The sequence below is a fragment of the Stenotrophomonas sp. CASM110 genome (assembly GCF_049384345.1).
GTDB classification, from domain to species: Bacteria; Pseudomonadota; Gammaproteobacteria; order Xanthomonadales; family Xanthomonadaceae; genus Stenotrophomonas; species Stenotrophomonas muris.
This window is the reverse complement of the sequence record NZ_JBMRGI010000016.1, coordinates 55,995-74,578: the sequence shown is the minus strand read 5'-3', so window position 1 is coordinate 74,578 and position 18,584 is coordinate 55,995. Positions and strand designations below refer to the sequence as shown.

20 protein-coding genes are annotated in these 18,584 nt (G+C 67.9%); 13 read left to right on the top strand and 7 right to left on the bottom strand.

From position 1 onward, the window contains the following. The first annotated feature begins 103 nt into the window (after nucleotides 1-103). The 6 genes from VG561_RS14690 to VG561_RS14665 are packed head-to-tail and all read left to right on the top strand — an operon-like array spanning nucleotide 104 to nucleotide 4,203. Nucleotides 104-892 (top strand): ABC transporter ATP-binding protein, encoded by a 789-nt coding sequence (locus tag VG561_RS14690; RefSeq protein ID WP_014648934.1) that lies wholly within the window; start codon nucleotides 104-106, stop codon nucleotides 890-892. Beyond that, nucleotides 892-1,641 carry an MlaE family lipid ABC transporter permease subunit gene (locus VG561_RS14685; RefSeq protein ID WP_005414955.1) on the top strand — a complete coding sequence of 250 codons (750 nt, stop codon included), beginning with the start codon at nucleotides 892-894 and terminating at the stop codon, nucleotides 1,639-1,641. Before VG561_RS14690 ends, VG561_RS14685 begins: the two co-directional genes overlap by 1 nt. 59 nt (nucleotides 1,642-1,700) lie before the next feature. Next, complete coding sequence (gene mlaD, locus VG561_RS14680) at nucleotides 1,701-2,225, top strand: outer membrane lipid asymmetry maintenance protein MlaD (protein WP_014039020.1); 525 nt, start codon at nucleotides 1,701-1,703, stop codon at nucleotides 2,223-2,225. Further along, the gene (locus VG561_RS14675) at nucleotides 2,222-2,890 is read left to right on the top strand and encodes an MlaC/ttg2D family ABC transporter substrate-binding protein (RefSeq protein ID WP_014648935.1); all 669 of its coding nucleotides are present in this window, start codon (nucleotides 2,222-2,224) and stop codon (nucleotides 2,888-2,890) included. Before mlaD ends, VG561_RS14675 begins: the two co-directional genes overlap by 4 nt. Then, on the top strand, nucleotides 2,880-3,191 hold the full coding sequence (locus VG561_RS14670; protein ID WP_014648936.1) for an STAS domain-containing protein: 312 nt from the start codon (nucleotides 2,880-2,882) through the stop codon (nucleotides 3,189-3,191). The genes VG561_RS14675 and VG561_RS14670 overlap by 11 nt, the downstream gene beginning before the upstream one ends. Nucleotide 3,192: 1 nt before the next feature. Next, nucleotides 3,193-4,203, top strand: a complete 1,011-nt coding sequence (locus VG561_RS14665; protein ID WP_100450830.1) for an MlaA family lipoprotein — start codon at nucleotides 3,193-3,195, stop codon at nucleotides 4,201-4,203. 84 nt (nucleotides 4,204-4,287) lie between these two features. Here the strand turns inward: VG561_RS14665 and VG561_RS14660 are convergent, their stop codons facing one another. The 3 genes from VG561_RS14660 to rmuC all read right to left on the bottom strand — a co-directional run bounded on the left by VG561_RS14660 (nucleotide 4,288) and on the right by rmuC (nucleotide 6,979). Then, nucleotides 4,288-4,833, bottom strand: coding sequence for a glutathione peroxidase (locus tag VG561_RS14660; protein ID WP_014648938.1), 546 nt, complete (start codon nucleotides 4,831-4,833; stop codon nucleotides 4,288-4,290). Between the two features lie 126 nt (nucleotides 4,834-4,959). Further along, on the bottom strand, nucleotides 4,960-5,349 hold the full coding sequence (locus tag VG561_RS14655; RefSeq protein ID WP_423179725.1) for a hypothetical protein: 390 nt from the start codon (nucleotides 5,347-5,349) through the stop codon (nucleotides 4,960-4,962). Nucleotides 5,350-5,410: 61 nt separating this feature from the next. Beyond that, nucleotides 5,411-6,979, bottom strand: coding sequence for a DNA recombination protein RmuC (rmuC, locus tag VG561_RS14650; protein ID WP_423179724.1), 1,569 nt, complete (start codon nucleotides 6,977-6,979; stop codon nucleotides 5,411-5,413). Between the two features lie 55 nt (nucleotides 6,980-7,034). On the opposite strand from rmuC, the gene VG561_RS14645 reads away from it, so the two are divergent. Then, nucleotides 7,035-7,640 (top strand): glutathione S-transferase family protein, encoded by a 606-nt coding sequence (locus VG561_RS14645; protein ID WP_126411548.1) that lies wholly within the window; start codon nucleotides 7,035-7,037, stop codon nucleotides 7,638-7,640. A gap of 67 nt (nucleotides 7,641-7,707) precedes the next feature. On the opposite strand, the gene VG561_RS14640 is transcribed toward VG561_RS14645, so the two are convergent. Then, complete coding sequence (locus VG561_RS14640) at nucleotides 7,708-8,715, bottom strand: zinc-binding alcohol dehydrogenase family protein (protein ID WP_014648942.1); 1,008 nt, start codon at nucleotides 8,713-8,715, stop codon at nucleotides 7,708-7,710. A gap of 91 nt (nucleotides 8,716-8,806) precedes the next feature. Here VG561_RS14640 and VG561_RS14635 point away from each other — a divergent pair, with 91 nt between their 5' ends. Genes VG561_RS14635 through VG561_RS14625 form a run of 3 tightly spaced genes read left to right on the top strand, consistent with a single transcriptional unit; the run spans nucleotide 8,807 to nucleotide 10,857 of the window. Beyond that, a complete protein-coding gene (locus VG561_RS14635; RefSeq protein WP_423179723.1) occupies nucleotides 8,807-9,778 on the top strand; it encodes a LysR substrate-binding domain-containing protein in 972 nt (323 codons plus the stop codon). Between the two features lie 15 nt (nucleotides 9,779-9,793). Beyond that, a complete protein-coding gene (leuE, locus tag VG561_RS14630; RefSeq protein WP_005411716.1) occupies nucleotides 9,794-10,423 on the top strand; it encodes a leucine efflux protein LeuE in 630 nt (209 codons plus the stop codon). Continuing rightward, nucleotides 10,420-10,857 (top strand): hypothetical protein, encoded by a 438-nt coding sequence (locus VG561_RS14625; protein ID WP_014648944.1) that lies wholly within the window; start codon nucleotides 10,420-10,422, stop codon nucleotides 10,855-10,857. Before leuE ends, VG561_RS14625 begins: the two co-directional genes overlap by 4 nt. Nucleotides 10,858-10,880: 23 nt before the next feature. Here VG561_RS14625 and VG561_RS14620 read toward each other — a convergent pair whose 3' ends face one another. Further along, entirely contained in the window at nucleotides 10,881-11,783 is a 903-nt protein-coding gene (locus VG561_RS14620) for a LysR family transcriptional regulator (RefSeq protein WP_046433388.1), read from the bottom strand. A gap of 121 nt (nucleotides 11,784-11,904) precedes the next feature. On the opposite strand from VG561_RS14620, the gene VG561_RS14615 reads away from it, so the two are divergent. Then, on the top strand, nucleotides 11,905-12,900 hold the full coding sequence (locus VG561_RS14615; protein ID WP_126411549.1) for an aldo/keto reductase: 996 nt from the start codon (nucleotides 11,905-11,907) through the stop codon (nucleotides 12,898-12,900). Between the two features lie 175 nt (nucleotides 12,901-13,075). Further along, nucleotides 13,076-14,503 (top strand): amino acid permease, encoded by a 1,428-nt coding sequence (locus VG561_RS14610; RefSeq protein ID WP_046433392.1) that lies wholly within the window; start codon nucleotides 13,076-13,078, stop codon nucleotides 14,501-14,503. Between the two features lie 92 nt (nucleotides 14,504-14,595). Here VG561_RS14610 and VG561_RS14605 read toward each other — a convergent pair whose 3' ends face one another. Continuing rightward, nucleotides 14,596-15,837, bottom strand: a complete 1,242-nt coding sequence (locus tag VG561_RS14605) for a dipeptidase (RefSeq protein WP_126411550.1) — start codon at nucleotides 15,835-15,837, stop codon at nucleotides 14,596-14,598. Nucleotides 15,838-15,972: 135 nt separating this feature from the next. Then, nucleotides 15,973-17,142: a class I SAM-dependent rRNA methyltransferase gene (locus VG561_RS14600; protein WP_014648949.1), complete on the bottom strand. Its 1,170-nt coding sequence runs from the start codon at nucleotides 17,140-17,142 to the stop codon at nucleotides 15,973-15,975. 386 nt (nucleotides 17,143-17,528) lie between these two features. Here VG561_RS14600 and VG561_RS14595 point away from each other — a divergent pair, with 386 nt between their 5' ends. Next, nucleotides 17,529-18,491 carry a TerC family protein gene (locus tag VG561_RS14595; RefSeq protein WP_014648950.1) on the top strand — a complete coding sequence of 321 codons (963 nt, stop codon included), beginning with the start codon at nucleotides 17,529-17,531 and terminating at the stop codon, nucleotides 18,489-18,491. Nucleotides 18,492-18,584: the final 93 nt, after the last annotated feature.

The window sequence follows — 18,584 nt, the reverse complement described above, 5'->3', positions numbered from 1 at the left end:
CCTGGCAGGGATCTTGCCGTGCCACAATACTGGACCGTCCAGTCTGCTTATGTTCAGCCGACGGGCCCGATCCTTCGATGTCTAAAAAACGTTAATGGTGCCCATGTCGGCTTCCACCTCCAGTCTGGTGCAGTTATCCAACGTCCGCATCGACCGGAGCGGGCGCACGATCCTGCGCGACGTGTCGCTGCAGGTGCCCAAGGGCAGCATCACGGCCGTGCTGGGTCCGTCCGGCAGCGGCAAGTCGACCCTGCTGGCGGCACTGACCGGCGAACTGCGCCCGGTGGCTGGCGAGGTCACCCTGTTCGGCAAGCCGATTCCGCAGGACAGCGGCGCGCTGCTGGAAATGCGCAAGAGTGTGGGGGTACTGCTGCAGGGCAACGGCCTGCTGACCGACCTCACTGTGGCCGAAAACGTCGCGCTGCCGCTGCGCACGCATACCCGCCTGCCGACCGCCGTGCTGCGCCGCCTTGTGGAAATGAAGCTGCATGCGGTGGGCCTGCTGGCCGCTGCCGATGCCTGGCCGCGCGAGCTGTCCGGTGGCATGGCGCGCCGCGTCGCGCTGGCCCGCGCGCTGGCGCTGGACCCGCCGCTGATGATCTACGACGAGCCACTGACCGGGCTGGACCCGATCGCCTCTGGCGTGATCATGAGCCTGATCCAGCGCCTCAACCACAGCCTGGGCCTGACCAGCATCATCGTCAGCCACCACGTGCACGAGACCCTGCCGATCTGCGACCAGGTGATCGCCATCGCCAATGGCGGCATCGTGTTCCAGGGCACGCCCGAGGCGCTGCAGTCCAGCCAGGACCCGTTGCTGCGGCAGTTCCTGCACGGCCAGCCTGACGGCCCCATCCCGTTCGATGCCGCACCGCGCGCGAGGGTCGCCTGATGCCGTTCGTCCAAGCCACCCGCTCGCTCGGCCGCGCCGGCCTGTTCTCGCTGACCGTGCTGCGTGGTTCGCTGCCGACCCGTGATTTCCTGGCCGAGCTGACCCGCGAGATCTACAAGATCGGCGCGCGCTCGCTGCCGATCATCGCCGTCGGTGGCGCCTTCGTCGGCCTGGTGCTGACGCTGCAGGGCTACCGCACGCTGACCACCTTCGGTGCGGCCGACGCGCTGTCGACCCTGCTCGGCCTGTCGCTGTACCGCGAACTGGCACCGGTGCTGACCGCGCTGCTGTTCATCGGCCGCGCCGGCAGCTCGATCGCCGCCGAACTGGGCCTGATGCGCGCCACCGACCAGATCAAGGCACTGGAGCTGATGGCGATCGATCCGGTGGCCAAGGCCGTGGCGCCGCGCTTCTGGGCGGCGGTGCTGACCGTGCCCCTGCTGACCGGCATCTTCTGTTCGCTGGCGATCAGTGCCAGCTACTTCGAAGCGGTACACGTGCTGGGCCTGGACAATGGCGTGTTCTGGTCGGCGCTGCGCAACAGCGTCGATTTCTGGGATGACTTCGGCGTGGCGATGCTGAAGTCGGCGATCTTCGGCGGCACCGCCGCGCTGGTCGCCGCCTACGTTGGTTTCCACGCCGAGCCGACCATCGAGGGCACCTCGGTGGCGACCACCCGTGCGGTGGTCAACGCCTCGCTGCTGGTACTGATGTTCAACTTCGTGCTGTCGGCAATGTTGTTCACCTAACCCCTCCACCGGCGGTGCGCAGGCGCGCGCGGCCACCACGACTCGATCAGGTAATCCACATGGCCATCCGCGGTCCCAGACTCGAATTCTCCGTCGGCGCCTTCCTGCTGCTGGCCCTGGCCTCGCTGATGGTGCTGGCCGTGGCCTCGACCAACCAGCGCTGGAGCTGGGGCAGCCAGGGCTACGAGCTGAAGGCGCGTTTCTCCCAGGTCGGCCAGCTGCGCAAGCAGGCGCCGGTGAAGATCGGCGGCGTCACCGTCGGCCAGGTCGCCTCGATCGACCTGGATCCGGTGAAGTTCGAATCCATCGTGACCCTGCGCATGGACAGCAAGGTCAAGGACCTGCCGGCGGACACCTCGGCCGGCATCTTCACCAGTGGTTTGCTCGGCGAGAGCTATATCGGTCTGCAGCCGGGCGGTGACCCGGACGTGCTCAAGGCCGGTGACGAGATCGTCTTCACCCAGCCGGCGGTGGACCTGATCCAGCTGGTCGGCAAGTACATGTTCAGTGGCGGCGCCGGTGGTGGCGCAGGCCAGAAGCCCAACGATGGCGCGCAGGCGCCTGCAACGGAACCGCAACCATGAAGATGAAACTGATCCCGGCCCTGCTCGCCTCGGCGCTGCTGGCGGCTACTCCATTCCTCGCCCAGGCCCAGGCCACCGCTCCCGCCCCCGCCGCTGCCGCGGCGCAGGGCCAGGCCGGCAAGGTGGTGATCGATGCCAGCACGCGCATCCTCACCACCCTGCAGCAGCGCCGCAGCGAGTTCAGCAGCAACCCGGCCAGCCTGCGCAGCTACATCGACAGCGAACTGAACCGCACCTTCGATCGCGACTATGCCGCGCGCCTGGTGCTGGGCCCGCACGCCCGCGGCGCCTCGGATGCCGACATCAAGCTGTTCGCCGATGCCATGGCCGACAGCCTGATGCAGCGCTACGGTTCGACCCTGCTCAACATCCAGGGCAAGCCGAGCTTCCGCCTGAAGGGTGAAAGCCCGCTGCCGGGCAACCGTGGCGTGCGCGTGAGCACCGAACTGGTGCGCGCCGGCAACGAACCGACCCCGGTCGAATACTGGATGCGCAACGTGAACGGTCAGTGGAAGATCTTCGACGTCAACATCGAAGGCATCTCCTACGTGCAGACCTTCCGCAACCAGTTCGATACCCCGCTGCGCCAGAAGGGCATCAAGCAGGTGGCCAGCGAGCTGCACAGCGGCAGCATGCAGGCCGGGCCCGCGGGCAATGGCAAGTAACGCACTTGCGCTGCTGGAAGGCGACACCCTGCGCCTGCGCGGGGTGCTTGACCGTGCCGCGGTGATCGCACTGTGGCCGCAGCTGCAGGCCCTGCCGGCCAAGCTGGCGCGGCTGGAGCTGGGTGAGGTCGAGCGCGTGGACAGCGCCGGCCTGGCGCTGCTGGCCGAGCTGGCGGCCCGTGCACGCAAGGCGGGCCATGCGCTGGCCATCTCCGGCGCGCCCGCCGGCTTCAACGAGCTGAGCGCAGCCTACCGGCTGTCGCCCGACCTGGATTTCAACGCTACTTCTGCTGCGAGCTGACATGAACGTCGTACGCACTTTCCCCCTGATCCTCCTGGCCACCGCCCTGACCGCCTGTGCCGGCAAGCCCGCGCGCAGCGATGCACCGGTCGCCAGCACCGTGGTTGCGCCCGGCCCCGCTGCTCCGGCCGCAACGGCCGATACCGGCGGGGTCGACGCTGCTCCGGTCGCCTCCGTGGCCAACCCTGCCGCGCCCACCGCTTCAGCGCCGACGGCTGCGCCGCAGGGCGCAGAGGCCAGCCCACCGAAGGCCGCAGCGTCCACCGCCGCCGCCGGCGACGATGATTTCGACGCCCTCTATGGTGGTACCGGCAACACCGGCAACGCGGCGGCCTACGATCCGTGGGAACCGTTCAACCGCAAGGTGCACACCTTCAACAATGCGGTCGACCGCGGCGTGGCGCGCCCGCTGGCCACCGCCTATACCCATGTGGTGCCGCGCTTCGCGCGCACCGGCGTCAGCAACTTCTTCAGCAACCTGCGTGCGCCGGTGACCATCACCAACCAGTTGCTGCAGGGCCGTGGTGCCGATGCGTGGGACAGCCTCGGCCGCTTCCTGATGAACAGCACGCTGGGCATCGGTGGCCTGTTCGATCCAGCCAGCAAGGCGATGGTGCCGCGTCGCAATGAAGACTTCGGCCAGACCCTGGGTGCCTGGGGCTGGCGTCGTTCGCGCTACGTGGAACTGCCGTTCTTCGGCCCGCGTACCGTACGCGACGTGTTCGGCCTGGCCGGTGACATCCCGTTGTCGCCGATCCGGCGCGTCGAGGAAGACAAGATCCGCATCGGCCTGCAGGGCCTGCAGCTGGTCGACACCCGCGCACAGCTGCTGGCGATCGACGATCTGCGCGACACCGCAGTGGACGAATACGCCCTGGTCCGCGATGCCTGGATGCAGCGCCGCAACTACCAGATCGAGAACGATCTGCGCAGCAAGCGCGACCGCGGCCATGACGATGCCAATTCGCCGATCCCCGTCGATGCGATGCCGATGCCGCAGTGGACCCACTGAGGCCGCGCGACGGTGCATGAAAAACCCCGCCTCGGCGGGGTTTTTCTTTTCCGGTGGGTGCCAACCCTGGTTGGCACGCCGTGCTCAGGCCGCCAGCGCGGCCTCGATGGCCTCGCGCAGGCGCGCGTCATCGGCGGCCACGTCCGGGGCAAAGCGTGCGACGACCTTGCCATCACGGCCGACCAGGAACTTCTCGAAGTTCCACAGCACCGCCGGTGCCGGATGGATCGGGATCTCCTTGCTGGCCAGGCGCTCACGCAGCGGGCCTTCGCCGATCGACTGCGGCTGCGCGGCGGTCAGCTGCTGGTACAGCGGGTGGGTGTCCTCGCCAGCCACGCTGATCTTGGAGAACATCGGGAAACTGACATCGTAGGTGAGCTGGCAGAACTGCTGGATCTCGGCCTCGCTGCCCGGCTCCTGGCCAAGGAAGTTGTTGGCGGGGAAGCCCAGCACTTCCAGGCCCTGCGCGTGCTTTTCCGCATACAGCGCCTGCAGGCCTTCGTACTGCGGGGTCAGGCCGCACTTGGAGGCGACATTGACCAGCAGCAGCACCTTGCCCTGGTAGTCGGCAAGCGAGGACGGCTGGCCGTCGATGGTGGTGAGGGGAATGTCCTGGATCGGGGTGCTCACGCGGGGGCTCCGGCTACGGCGGGGAATGGCCCACCAGCATAGCGCCGCGCGCGCTGTTGTAGAGCCGAGCCCATGCTCGGCTGATGGTATGGCAGCCGAGCGTGGGCTCGGCTCTACAGGCAGGATTCAGTCCACGCAGATCGTGCCCTGCGCCTTGCCATCATCGATGCGCTGGCGGCACCCGAAGTTCTGGCGCACATCACGCTGGCAGGTACCGGTGGCGGCACTGCCGGCGGCCACCTCGGCTCCGGCCAGGCACTGGCCCGTGCAGTCGCTCTTGCGGCTGCAGGCCTTGCCGGCGTCCGCATAGGGAATCACGCACTGCTCGCGCTGCAGGCGGCCGAGCCGCTGCAGCGTGCCGCCAGCGGCCTGGCAGTCGACGTCACGTGCTTCGCGGTAGGCCTCGCTGGCTTCCGGCGCAGGAGCGGCCGTAGCCGTGTCGGCGACCGGGGGCGTGCTGCTGCACGCAGCCAGCAACGCAGCCAGGACAAGAACGGCACAGGAGCGCAAGCACATGTCGATACCCGCCACGGACTCAGGGTGCCCAGCATAGCCAGGCGCAGGTGCACGGGACGTGTCAACCCGCATTGCTGTCCTCGTCGTCCTCCGGCGCGCCCAGCTGCTGCATCGGGTCCGGGGTCAGCTCCGGGGGCAGCGCGCGCTTGGCCTTGCTGCCCAGTTCGGCAAGCCGACGGGCGCGGCTGATGGCCGACTGCGGCGAATCGATCAGGCGATTGCGCGCATCGGCGTAGGCCTTGCCGGCATCGTCCAGCTTCTTGCCCATGGCGGTGAAGTCCTGCAGGAACCCGGTCAGGGCGTCCAGCACCAGACCGCCGGCCTCACTGATCTTCAGCGCCTGCTTCTGCACCTTGTCGCGCGTCCACAGGCGCTCGGCCACGCGCAGCAGCGCCATCAGGGTGTTGGGCGAGGCGAACACCACGCGGTTGTCGAAGGCGAACGCCTGCAGGCTGCCATCGGCGCCCAGTGCGGCTGACAAGGCACCCTCGATGGGAACGAAGGCGATGGTGATGTCCAGCGTCTCGCTGCCCAACGCCTTCGGATAATTCTTCTCGCCCAGGTCCTTAACGTGCTGGCGCAGCGCAACCGCGTGCCTGCGCAACGCGTCTTCCGACTGCTCCGGGGTAGTGGCATTCATGGCTTCCTGCCAGGCGATCAGGTTCACCTTGCTGTCGATCACCACGCTGCGTTCGTCGGGGAACTGCACCACCACGTCCGGTCGCAGGCGCGCACCTTCGTCATCCACGGCATGCTTCTGCCGCTGGTAGTGCACGCCCTCTTCCAGCCCCGATCCGCGCAGTACGTTGTCGAGCATCAGCTCGCCCCAGTCGCCGCGGACCTTGGCATTGCCCTTCAGCGCATTCGTCAGCGCCGATGCCTGCGCCGCCATGTCCTGGTTGAGCGTCTTCAGTTCGCCCACCGCACCCAGCAGGCTGGCGCGTTGCCGCGCTTCCTCGCCATACAGCGTATCGACGCGGGTGCGGAAATCGCCCAGCTTGTCGGCGAACGGCTTGAGCAGCCCCTCGATGTCCGCGCGTGACTGCACTGTCGCCTGCCGCACGTTCTTCTCGAACTGCTGTCCGCGTTCGTCGAACACCTTGCCCGCCAGTTCGGCGAAGGCGCCCGACAGCTTTTCCTTGGCGGTATCAAGATAGCTGCGCAGTTCGGCACTGGCCCGTTCGGAGTGCTGCAGATTGGCCACCGCGCGGGCATGTTCACCGTGCAACTGCTGATAGCGCTGCTGCGCCTGCTGCAGCTCGCTGCTGGTCTCCGCAACGGCAGCGCGCGCCTGCGCCAGGGCCGCTTCACGTTCGGCCAGCTGTGCTTCGCGACTGGCCGACAGCGCTGCTTCGCGCTCCACCCGGGCGGTCAGCGTAGTGACGGCCTGTGCGTGCTGCTGGCTGCGGCTCCGTTCGTTCTCCAGTTCAGCGCTCAGCGCATCGAGGCGGCCGCGCAGCTGGCCGGCATCGACCAGGGCGAGGCGATGCTGTTCGCGTTCGCTGTCCAGCAGCCGCTGCAGTTCGTCGGAGGGTGCACCGCCAGCACTGCGACGCCACAGCAGCACCAGCGCGACCAGGGTCGCCAGCAGCAGGACCACTGCCAGGATCATGAGGACTTCGATATTCATGCGATCAGTTTAGCCCCGCTGCGCTAGGCTGGGTCGGTCTGCCCCGGAAGCCCCCATGCTCGCTCTGTACGGAAAGCCCACCTCCATCAACGTGCGCAAGGTGCTGTGGCTGTGCGTCGGGCTCGACCTGCCACTTCACCACGAGCCAGCGCCGCCGGCGGACCTGCTGGCCACACTGAACCCGAACCGGCAGGTGCCGGTGCTGCGCGATGGCGACTTCGTGCTGTGGGAATCCAACAGCATCTGCCGCTACCTGGCCGTACGCGCTGGCCGTGATGACCTGCTGCCCCGCGCGGCACAGGATCGTGCGCGGGTCGAACAATGGATGGACTGGCAGGCCAGCGACCTCAACAGTGCCTGGCGGCACGTGTTCATGGCGCGCGTGCGCCAGCACCCGGACTACCCGGATGACGCCCGCGCCGCAGCCAGCCTGGCGCAGTGGAACCGGCTGATGGCTGTCCTTGATGCACAGCTGGCCACTACCGACGGCTACGTGGCGGGCAACACCTTCACTCTGGCCGACATCGTGCTCGGGCTGTCGACCCAACGCTGGCGCAGCACGCCCGGCAACAAGCCCGTGCTGCCACACCTCGCGGCGTGGTTCGAGCGCCTGCGACAGCAGCCGGGTTTCACCACCCACGTCGACAACGGCGTGGCCTGAGGCAGGGGTCGGATCCCTTTCCCGGGGCAAAGGGATCTGACCCCAAGGGTGCGGGAACGATCCGGCCTTACCAGCCTTCCAGCACGATCTTGCCCTTGGCGCGGTGGCTCTCCAGCAGCGCGTGGGCGCGCCGCAGGTTGGCCGCGTCGATGCGCCCGAAGTGCTCGCCCAGCGTGGTCTGCAGCACGCCCGTGTCGATCAGCTCGGCCACACGGTTCAGCAGGTCGTGCTGGCGCTGCATGTCGGCGGTGCGGTACAGCGGCCGGGTGAACATCGACTCCCAGTGCAGTGACAACGCCTTGCGCTTGAGCGCCATCACGTCCACCTGGCCAGGATCATCGATCAGCCCCAGCTGGCCCTGCGGCGCCAGCAGTTCCACGATCTGCGCGTAGTACTGGTCGGAGTGGGTCAGGCTGGCCACATGCTGCACTTCGCTGATGCCGAGCCGCGCCAGTCCCTCGGCCAGCGGCAGGCGGTGGTCGATCACGTGGTGCGCGCCCATTGCGTATGCCCAGTCCTGGGTATCCGGACGCGAGGCGGTGCCGATCACGGTCAGCCTGGTCAGCTTCCGCGCCAGCTGCACCAGGATCGAACCGACACCACCGGCAGCACCGATCACCAGCAGGGTCTGGCCCTCGCCACCACCCTCGGGGATGCGCAGGCGGTCGAACAGCAGCTCCCAGGCGGTGATTGCAGTCAATGGCAGCGCCGCGGCGGCGGCATCATCGAGGCTGGCCGGCTTGCGCCCGACGCTGCGCTCGTCCACCAGCTGGTACTCGGCATTGCTGCCCGGGCGGTCGATGACGCCGGCGTAGTAGACCGCGTCGCCGGGCTGGAACAGGGTCACCTCGCTGCCCACCGCGTCGACGATGCCGACCGCGTCCCAGCCCAGTACGCGCGGGCCATCGGTGGCCACGCCGCGGCGGACCTTGGTGTCGACCGGGTTCACCGCCACCGCGCGTACCGCCACGCGCAGGTCGCGGGGGCCGGGCTGCGGCAGCTCCAGTTCGATGTCGATCAGGGCCCGGGCATCATCGATCGGCAGGCCGGCGTGGGTATAGGCAATGGCGCGCATGGCAGCGGTCCAGTGGGGAAGGAGGCGACAGGTTGCGCCGCGCGCGCTCCCTCGGAAAGGCGCAGAATCGGGCAGCACTTTCACTCTGGCGATGAAGATGATCCGCATCGACGATCTGCAGCTGTTCGTCCGCACTGCCGCGCTGGGCAGCTTCTCGCAGGCCGCCCGCGAGGCCGACCTGCTGCCCGGGCAGGTCGCTGCGGCGGTGGCACGGCTGGAGCGCGAGCTGGACCTGCGCCTGTTCGTGCGCACGACCCGCAGCCTGCGCCTGACCGGCGAGGGCGCGCTCTACCTGCCGTATGCGCAGGAGGTGCTGGCCACCCTGCGCGAAGGCCAGGCCCGCGTGCAGGGCGAGGACACCGAGCTGCACGGCATCCTGCAGCTGTCGGCGCCGTCGGACTTCGGCCGCAACCTGCTGTTGCCCTGGCTGAGCGCGTTCCGCGCCGCGCACCCGCGGCTGCGCCTGCACCTGCGCCTGTCCGACGAGGTCGCCGACGTGTTCCGCGAACCGGTCGACGTGGCCATCCGCATCGGCCACTTCGATTACGCCAACTACGTAGCCCTGCCCCTGCTGGAAGGCAACCGGCGCGTGCTGGCCGCCTCGCCCGGCTACCTGCAGCGGCGTGGCCCGCCCACGCGCCTGGAGGATCTGCGCGAGCACGACTGCCTGGTCTATCAACTCAATGGCCGCGCCTACGATCGCTGGTCGTTCGAGGTGGACGGGCGCCGCAGCGTGGTTCCGGTACGCGGCCCGCTGGTCTGCGACGACGCCGACGTGGTGCGGCGCTGGGCCGTGGCCGGCGAAGGCATCACCTACAAGTCCTGGCTGGACCTGCGCGAGGATGTGCTGGCCGGGCGCCTGCAGGTGCTGCTGGACGGCGTTGGCAGCAGCATCCCGCTGCAGCTGGTGTGCCCGCATCGCAAGCAGTTCTCACCCGCCGTGCGGCAGCTGCACGCGCAGCTGCGCCAGCACCTGCAACCGCTGCTGTCCGGGATGCCGGTTGGCCCCACCGGCCCCCTGTCGCCCGCCGCAGCGCTGGCCGACAATGGCGGCCCCCCGTAACAGAAGAGCACCGCCATGCCGTGGATGGGCATCCAGGACCTGTGGACGTTTCTGGTCGCCGTGCTGGTGTTTCTCGCCCTGCCCGGTCCCGGTACCTTCACGCTGCTGACTGCCACCGGCCGTGGCGGCGTGCGCGGCGGCTACACCGCACTGGCCGGCCTGCTGGTCGGCGACCAGATCCTGATGTGGCTGGCGCTGGCCGGCGTGGCCGCACTGCTGAAGGCCAATCCTCTGGTATTCCACGCCGTGCAGTACCTCGGCGCGGCCTACCTGGTGTGGGTCGGCATCAGCCTGCTGCGCACGCCCAAGCACGAGGGCGGCGACGCCGGCCCGATCCGCATGCAACCCGGCCGCTACTTCCAGCAGGCGATCCTGGTCAGCCTGCTCAACCCGAAGGCGATCCTGTTCTACATGGCCTTCCTGCCGTTGTTCATCGATCCGAAGGCGCACCAGGGCATCGCCACCTTCGCCGCGCTGGCCGGCATCATCCTGGTGGTCAGTATCGCCTACTGCTCGATGCTGATCGGCGTGGGCAACCTGGCCCGCCGCCGGTTGATCCAGCACCCGCGGATCAGCGATGCGCTGCGTCGCGTGGCCGGCCTGTTCCTGGTGGGGTTCGGCATCCGCCTGGGGCTGAACGGATGAACGGGCGGCTGCCACTGCTCGGCATGACCCTGCTGCTGGCCGGTGCCGCCTCTGCCGGCACCGTGCAGGACCATCGCTGCCTGACGGGCGGTCGCAACGACAACATCCACCTGGAATGGCGCTGGCTGGAAGACGGCCGGGCCGACGTGCGTTACGCCGGCCAGCGCGAGCGCCTGCCCCTGCACCGGATCTCGATGGAGACCACGGTGCTGGCCGAAGATCGCCCGTACCAGTTCGACAGCGTGTGGGAAGAGCGCATCGACGGGCGCCTCAACGGCCGCTACCTGCTGAGCACGCAGGGCGCGCTGGTGCTGGATCTGAGCTACGAACGCGCCCGTGATGGCCGTCGCACCACCTTCCACGATGACAGCCAGGCGTGGCAGGAGGATGGCTGCCATTGGCCGGGAGGCGTAGCGGCGCGCGTGGTCGATTGAAGCATGCCAACCAAGGTTGGCATCTACCGGTCGTGCATCTCCGCGCGCAGGTGGTCGATGAACACCCGCAGCTTGGGCGCCATCTGCTCACGCGCCGGGTAGTACAGGTGGAATCCGGGGAATGGCGGCTGCCAGTCCTGCAGCACGCTCTGCAGTCGCCCAGCGTTGATGTCGTCGGCCATCAACGAGGCGAAGCCCTGGGCCATGCCCAGACCCGCCAGCACGGCACCATGGGCGACGCCGGCATCGTTGAACACCAGCCGCCCGCTCACTTGCACGTCCAGGTCGTGGCCGTCGCGGCTGAACTCCCAGGGCATCAGCCGGCCGTTGGCCAGCCGGTGCACGATGCAGGCGTGGCCCTGCAGGTCATGCGGGGTCTGCGGCACGCCATGGCGTTCGAAATAGGCCGGCGTGGCTACCACCACCTGCCGCTCGGGTGGCCCGACCGGCACCGCGATCATGCCCTGTGCGAGTGATTCGCCCAGGCGGATGCCGGCGTCGAAGCCCTCGGCCACCAGATCGGTCAGCGCGGGGTCGACGCACAGTTCCACCTGCACCTGCGGGTAACGCGCAAGGAAGTCGGGCAGCCGCGGCAGCACCATGCGATCGGCGACGATGCGCGGCAGGGTCACGCGCAGCCGCCCGGCAGGCACCGAGCGCGCGCTGTCCAGTTCGGCAAGTGCCTGGTCGATCTGGTCCAGGCCGCCGCGCACGCGCTGCAGGAAACGCGCGCCGTGCTCGGTCAGGTTGACCCGCCGCGTGGTCCGCTGCAGCAGCCGCACGCCCATCCGCGCTTCCAGCGCGCGCACGCTTTGCGACAGCGCCGAGGTCGACACACCCAGGGCATCGGCGGCGCGGGTAAAGCTGGCGTGCTCGGCCACGTGGACGAAAGCGACCACAGCAGTGAGCGGGACGGAGGCATCCATTGTGAAGGCAGCCTTCAAGGTAAGTCCGGTGACACGCAGTTTATCCACATGATGGCGTGGAGGATGCTGTGCCCCTCGCCACTGCCCATCCAGACGTGGCGCCTTCCCCAAGGAGATCCACATGAAGACCCGTACTCTCGGCCCCGCCGGCCCCACCGTGTCCGCCCTCGGCCTGGGGTGCATGGGCATGAGCGCGTATTACGGCGGCCGCGGCAGTGACGATGACGGCATTGCCGTCATCCGGCACGCGCTGGACCGTGGCGTGACCCTGCTCGACACCGCCGATGTGTATGGCCCGCACACCAACGAGGTGCTGGTCGGTCGCGCGATTGCCGGCCGCCGCAACCAGGTGTTCCTGGCCAGCAAGTTCGGCATCGGCCTGGACCCGGCTGACCCGAAGGCGCGGCAGATCAACGGCCACCCGGACTATGTGCAGGCCGCCTGCGAGGCCAGCCTGCGTCGCCTGGGCGTGGACCACATCGACCTGTACTACCAGCACCGCGTCGACCCGACCGTGCCGATCGAGGACACCGTGGGTGCCATGGCACGCCTGGTGGAACAGGGCAAGGTGCGCTGGCTGGGCCTGTCCGAGGCCTCGGCGGCCACCCTCCGCCGCGCCCATGCGGTGCACCCGATCACGGCGGTGCAGAGCGAGTACTCGCTGTGGTCGCGCGAGCCGGAGCAGAACGGAGTGCTGGCCACCACGGCGGAGCTGGGCATCGGCTTCGTGCCGTATTCGCCGCTGGGCCGTGGCTTCCTGACCGGCGCCATCCGCAGCCCGGACGACTTCGACGCCGACGATTACCGGCGCACCTCGCCCCGCTTCGAAGGCGAAAACTTCCAGCGCAACCTGGCATTGGTGGACACCGTGCAGGCGCTGGCCGCCGAGCGCGGCATCGCTGCCTCGCAGCTGGCGCTGGCCTGGGTGCTGTCGCGCGGCGGGCACATCGTGCCGATCCCGGGCACGACGCGGCGGGCACGGCTGGACGAGAACCTCGCTGCACTGCAGGTGGAACTGGATGCGGCCACGCTGGACGCATTGGATGCGGCCTTCCCGCTGCATGCCGCGGCCGGCGAACGCTATTCGGACAGCGGCATGGCCAACATCGAGTCCTAGCGGGGGCCGGGACGAACGTACACCGGTGGCTGCCGCCGGATTATGCCGATTCCGGCAGCCTGGCCGGGGCGCAGCGCGTGCCCCGCCATGCATGACCCCCGTCAGTGGTAATGCTGCGCTGCGTTCGGTCACACTCGGGAACTTGTCGTTCTTAGTCACCCCTTCCGAGGCCTGCATGTCCCTGTTCCGGCGCAAGTCCCTAGATTCCGTCACCGTCCACGAAGCCGGCAGGCGCCTGATCCCGACGCTCAGCTGGCCGCACCTGATCGCACTGGGCATCGGTGCCATCGTCGGCACCGGCATCTACACGCTGATCGGCGTCGGTGCCAACCTGGCCGGCCCGGCCGTGCTGATCTCCTTCGCCATCGCCGGTGCGGTCTGCGCCTGTGCGGCGCTGTCCTATGCCGAGCTGTCGACGATGATGCCGGCCGCCGGCAGCGCCTACACCTACAGTTACAGTGCGCTGGGCGAGGTGTTCGCCTGGGTGGTGGGCTGGAGCCTGATCCTGGAGTACTCGCTGGTGGTGAGTACGGTGGCGGTGGGCTGGTCCGGCTACTTCGTCGGCTTCCTCGAATGGGTCCACACCCAGTTCGGCTGGAACGTGCACCTGCCGGCCTGGCTGGCAGCCGGCCCGCACGTGGAAGGCGGCATGATCAACCTGCCGGCGATCATCATCACCTGGCTGGTGGCCGGCATGCTGATGGCCGGGACCAAGGAAAGCGCCACGCTCAATGCCATCCTGGTGGTGTTCAAGCTGATCGCGCTGGCGATCTTCGTGGCCGTGGCCCTGCCTGCGTTCGACAGCGCCAACCTGCAGCCGTTCATGCCGTATGGCTTTGCCAAGTCGATGGGCCCCGATGGCGTCGAGCACGGCGTGATGGCGGCAGCGGCGATCATCTTCTTCGCCTTCTACGGCTTCGATGCGATCTCCACTGCTGCGGAGGAGACCAAGAACCCGGGCCGTGACCTGTCGATCGGCATCATCGGTTCGATGATCGGCTGCACCATTGTCTACGTGCTGGTGGCGCTGGCCGCAGTGGGTGCGATGAGCTACGCCGTGTTCGGGCACAGCGCCGAGCCGCTGGCGCTGATCATGCGCCAGCTGGGCCATCCGACAGCGGCGATGGTGATCGGCGTGATTGCGATCATCGCGCTGCCGACCGTGCTGCTGGCCTTCCTGTACGGCCAGAGCCGCATCTTCTTCGTGATGAGCCGCGACGGCCTGCTGCCGCGTGGCCTGTCCAAGGTCAACGCGCGTACCGGCACGCCGGTGGCGACCACACTGTTCACTGCGGTGGTGGTGTCGGCGCTGGCCGGCGTGGCCCGCCTGGACGAGATCGCCGCGCTGGCCAATGCCGGTACCCTGGCCGCGTTCACTGCAGTGGGCGTCTGCCTGGTGGTGCTGCGCCTGCGCGAGCCGGACCGCGCGCGCACGTTCCGCACGCCGCTGGCCTTCGTGGTTGGCCCGCTGGCCGCGCTGGGTTGCATCTACCTGTTCATCAGCCTGCCGCACACCACCCAGCTGTACTTCCTGTTGTGGAACGTGGCCGGCCTGGTGCTGTACCTGCTGTACAGCCGACGCCATGCGCTGATCGCGAAATAGACCGATCACCGGTAGTGCCGGCCGCTGGCCGGCAACCCGAATCCTGTTGATAGGGGCAATGCAGCCGCTGGCCGGCACCACCGCACGGCGTTTCAACCGCCCTGCTTTGCGGCGTAATCCTGCGCCTGGCGCATCACCCGCAGCAGGTTGCCGCCCCAGATGCCGGCAATCTGCTGCTCGGTATAGCCCTTGCGCAGCAGCCAGGCGGTGATCTTCGGCAGCTGGCTGACATCGGGCAGGTCACTCAGGCCACCGCCGCCATCCCAGTCCAGGCCGATGCCCACGTGCTCGGGGCCGACCACCTTGAGGATGTGCTCGAAGTGGGCGAAGAAATCATCCAGGCTGGCGTGGCGCACCGGGTGCTCGTGGTCCAGTGCCTGCTCGGCCTTCAGCAGCGCAACACCCTGCTCGATGCCCATGCCTTCCCAGCCGCCCAGCTGCCTGCTCAGCGCTTCTTCGGCCTGCTTGCGCTCGGGCGTCTTCGCCGTGTCGATCAGGTAGCCGCCATAGGCGTTCACCTGGATCACGCCGCCGGCCTTGGCCAGCTTGCGCAGCCGCGCGTCATCAAGATTGCGCGGGTGGTCGTACACGGCCTTGGCCGAGCTGTGCGACAGCACGAAGGGCACCGGCATCATCGCCAGCAGGTCGTCGAACACCGCGTCCGAGGCATGCGACTGGTCGATCACGATGCCCAGCTTCACTGCCTGCCGCACCAGCTCCTTGCCGGCCGGGCTCAGGCCCTTCCACTCCGCGCCCTTGGGATCGGTGGCCGAATCGGCGAACTCGTTGTTGGCGAAGTGCACGGTGCTGAGCAGCCGCAGGCCGGCGCGGTGGTAGAACGAGAGCAGGCTCGGGTCTTCCACCAGCGGGCTGGCATTTTCCATGCTGATGTAGACCACGCGCTTGCCGGCGCCCTTGATCCGCGCCGCATCATCGGCGGTCAGTGCCAGCGCGAAGCGCGCGGGATTGGCCGCCAGCATCTCGCGGATTTCCAGCAGTCGCTGCAGGCCGTGGTCACGCTCGGCCAGGTGGGCCGCTGCGCTGCGATCGCCCTGGTCGGTGTAGATCGCCCAGAAACCGCCATCGAGCGCACCTTCGACCATGCGCGGGTAGTCCACCTGCGAAAGCGCGTTGCGGTCGTGGCGCTGCTCGATGTCGAAGCCGGTCCGACCGAAATTTGCCGGCGTATCCAGATGGCTGTCGAGCGTGACCAGGCGCTGCTGCAGCGCCTTGGCACGGGCCAGTTCCTCGGCGCTGAACTCGATGGCATGAGCCGACAGCGGCGCGCACAGCGCCACGGCGAGCACGACGGACAGGTGGCGCAACGATGGCATGGGCTCTCACCGGCAATGGGAAGAGCCCGACCATAGCGCTGCACCCGGCCTTTTTGTAGAGCCGAGCCCATGCTCGGCTGCCAGACAGATCATCCGAGCGTGGGCTCGGCTCTACAGAGATCGGCAGTGACGCGGTCAGTCCACCACGCGGCAGAACACGGCCTTCAGGTAACGCGATTCCTGCACGTGGGCCATGAACGGGTGGTCCGGACCGGCGCCGGCCACCTTCAGGATCTGGATCGTGCGGCCGGAGAAATACGCCGCGCGGCGCAGCATGTCGAGGAACTGGTCCTCGGCCACCAGGCCGGTGCAGGAGAACGTGGCGAACAGGCCGCCCGGCTTGACCACGCCCAGCGCCAGCTTGTTCATGTCCAGGTACTTCTTCAGCGCAGTAATGACCTGGTCGCGGTCGCGGGTCATCTTCGCCGGGTCCAGGATCACCACGTCGTACTGCTCGCCACGATTGGCCGCATCACGCAGCCACGGGAAGATGTCGGACTGGACGAACTTCGGGCGCACGTTGTTCAGGCGCGAATTGCCCTTGGCGATCTGGATGACGTCTTCATCGATGTCGATGCCGACCACTTCCGAGGCGCCTCGCGCCGCCGCATACACCGCAAAACCGCCGGTGTTGCAGCACAGGTCCAGCACGCGCTTGCCTTCCACCTGCTGGCTCAGCCACTCGCGGTTCTCGCGCTGGTCGGCGAAGAAGCCGGTCTTGTGCGCACCGGCCGGGTCGGCGCGGAACTTGATGCCGTACTCGGTGATCACCGACGCTTCGGTGGTGGTATTGCCGTGGAAATCGAAGCTTTCCTGTTTCTGCACGTGCTCATCGGCGAAGCTGTGGAAGCGGCAACCCGGGAACTGCTCGCGCAGGGCGTCGTAGATCCACTCGCGGTGGCGGAACATGCCGGCGGCGAAGAATTCGACCACCACCAGGTCGCCGTAGCGATCCACCACCAGGCCGGACAGGCCGTCGCCTTCGCTGTGCACCACGCGCCAGGCGTCGGAGACCGCGTCGAGCTTGAGCACCTCACGGCGCAGCGACACCGCCTGGGCAATCTTGCGCGAGAACCAGCCGGCATCCACCGGCACGTTCTGGTCGGTCTCAAGGATGCGCACGGCAATGCGCGAATGCCCGTTGTAGAACCCGCGGCCAACGAACTCGCCATCAATGCCGACCACGTCGACGATGGAACCGGGCTTGGGCCGGACGGTCGGCTTCTCGACCAGTTTCTGGAAGATCCACGGGTGGCTGGAGCGCCACGCATTCTTGAGGCGGACAATCGGAAGGGGGGTATTCATCCACCCATTGTAAACCGGGCGCCGGGGTCAGATCCCCGCAGGGGCTCTGACCCCCGCCGGCGTGCCAACCAAGGTTGGCACCCACCAGGCCGGAACGGGCTCGGGAATGGGGTCAGAGCCCCTACGGGGATCCGACCCCTCGTCCCCCATTTGACGGCGGCCCAGCCAGACGGCAGAATCGGCGCCAGAAGGGGAGTAGCTCCCAGACGTTGTCGCCGTCATTTCGAGCCCGCAGGCTCCGGTGCAACGGCAGTTCCAGCCGACTGGAACTGCGAGCGAGACCTTCGCCGTACTGGCGAAGCTCTGTCCCTGGATCCCCCTCCCGATCCTCCGTTGCAGATCCTCGCCGTCCGGCCTGGCATTCATCTTTCCAACGGACATTCCCAATGCAGACGATCGGTAACGTGTGGTTGTGGGGCGGCTTCGCAGCGGTGGTGGTCATCGCCCTGCTGGTCGACCTCGTGTTGATGCGCCATGGTGGACCGCACAAGGTCACCTTCAAGGAAGCCCTGTGGTGGTCGATCGGCTGGGTCGCGCTGGCCCTGCTGTTCAACGCCGGCCTCTGGTACTACCTGAATGAGACCGCCGGCCAGGTGGTGGCCAACAAGGTCGGCCTCGAATTCCTGACCGGCTACCTGGTCGAGAAGGCGCTGGCGGTCGACAACATCTTTGTGTTCCTGATGATCATGAGCTACTTCGCAGTACCGGAGGAGCAGCGCCAGAAGGTGCTGATCATCGGCATCCTGGGTGCGATCGTGCTGCGTACGATCATGATCTTCGCCGGCAGCGTGCTGATCAGCCAGTTCCATTGGCTGCTCTACGTGTTCGGTGCCTTCCTGCTGTTCACCGGCTGGAAGATGTGGTTCGCCGCCGGCCAGGAACCGGATCTGGAAACCAACCCCGCCCTGCGCTGGATGCGCAAGCACCTGCGCCTGCTGCCGGACTACGCCGGCAATGCGCTGAGCGTGAAGCGCGATGGCGTGCGCTGGTTCACCCCGCTGTTCGCGGTGCTGATCCTGATCGCGGTCACCGACGTGATCTTCGCCGTGGACAGCATCCCGGCGATCTTCGCGATCACCACCGACCCGTTCATCGTGCTCACCTCCAACGTGTTCGCGGTGCTGGGCCTGCGTGCGATGTTCTTCCTGCTGGCCGGCATGGCCGACCGCTTCCACCTGCTGCCGTACGGCCTGGCGCTGGTGTTGGCCTTCATCGGCATCAAGATGATGATCATCGACCTGTTCAAGATCCCGACCCCGGTGTCGCTGGGCGTGGTCGCGGTGATCATCGCCGCCACCGTGGTGCTGAGCCTGAAGTACCCGCCGAAGGAAGGCTCGGGCCACGCCTGAGCCTGAGCGGTGGGAAGGCGCGGCCGGCGGGATTGTCCCGCCGACCGCACCCACTCTCCCGCAACAGTGGCCTTGGTTTCGCGCCAGCCACCG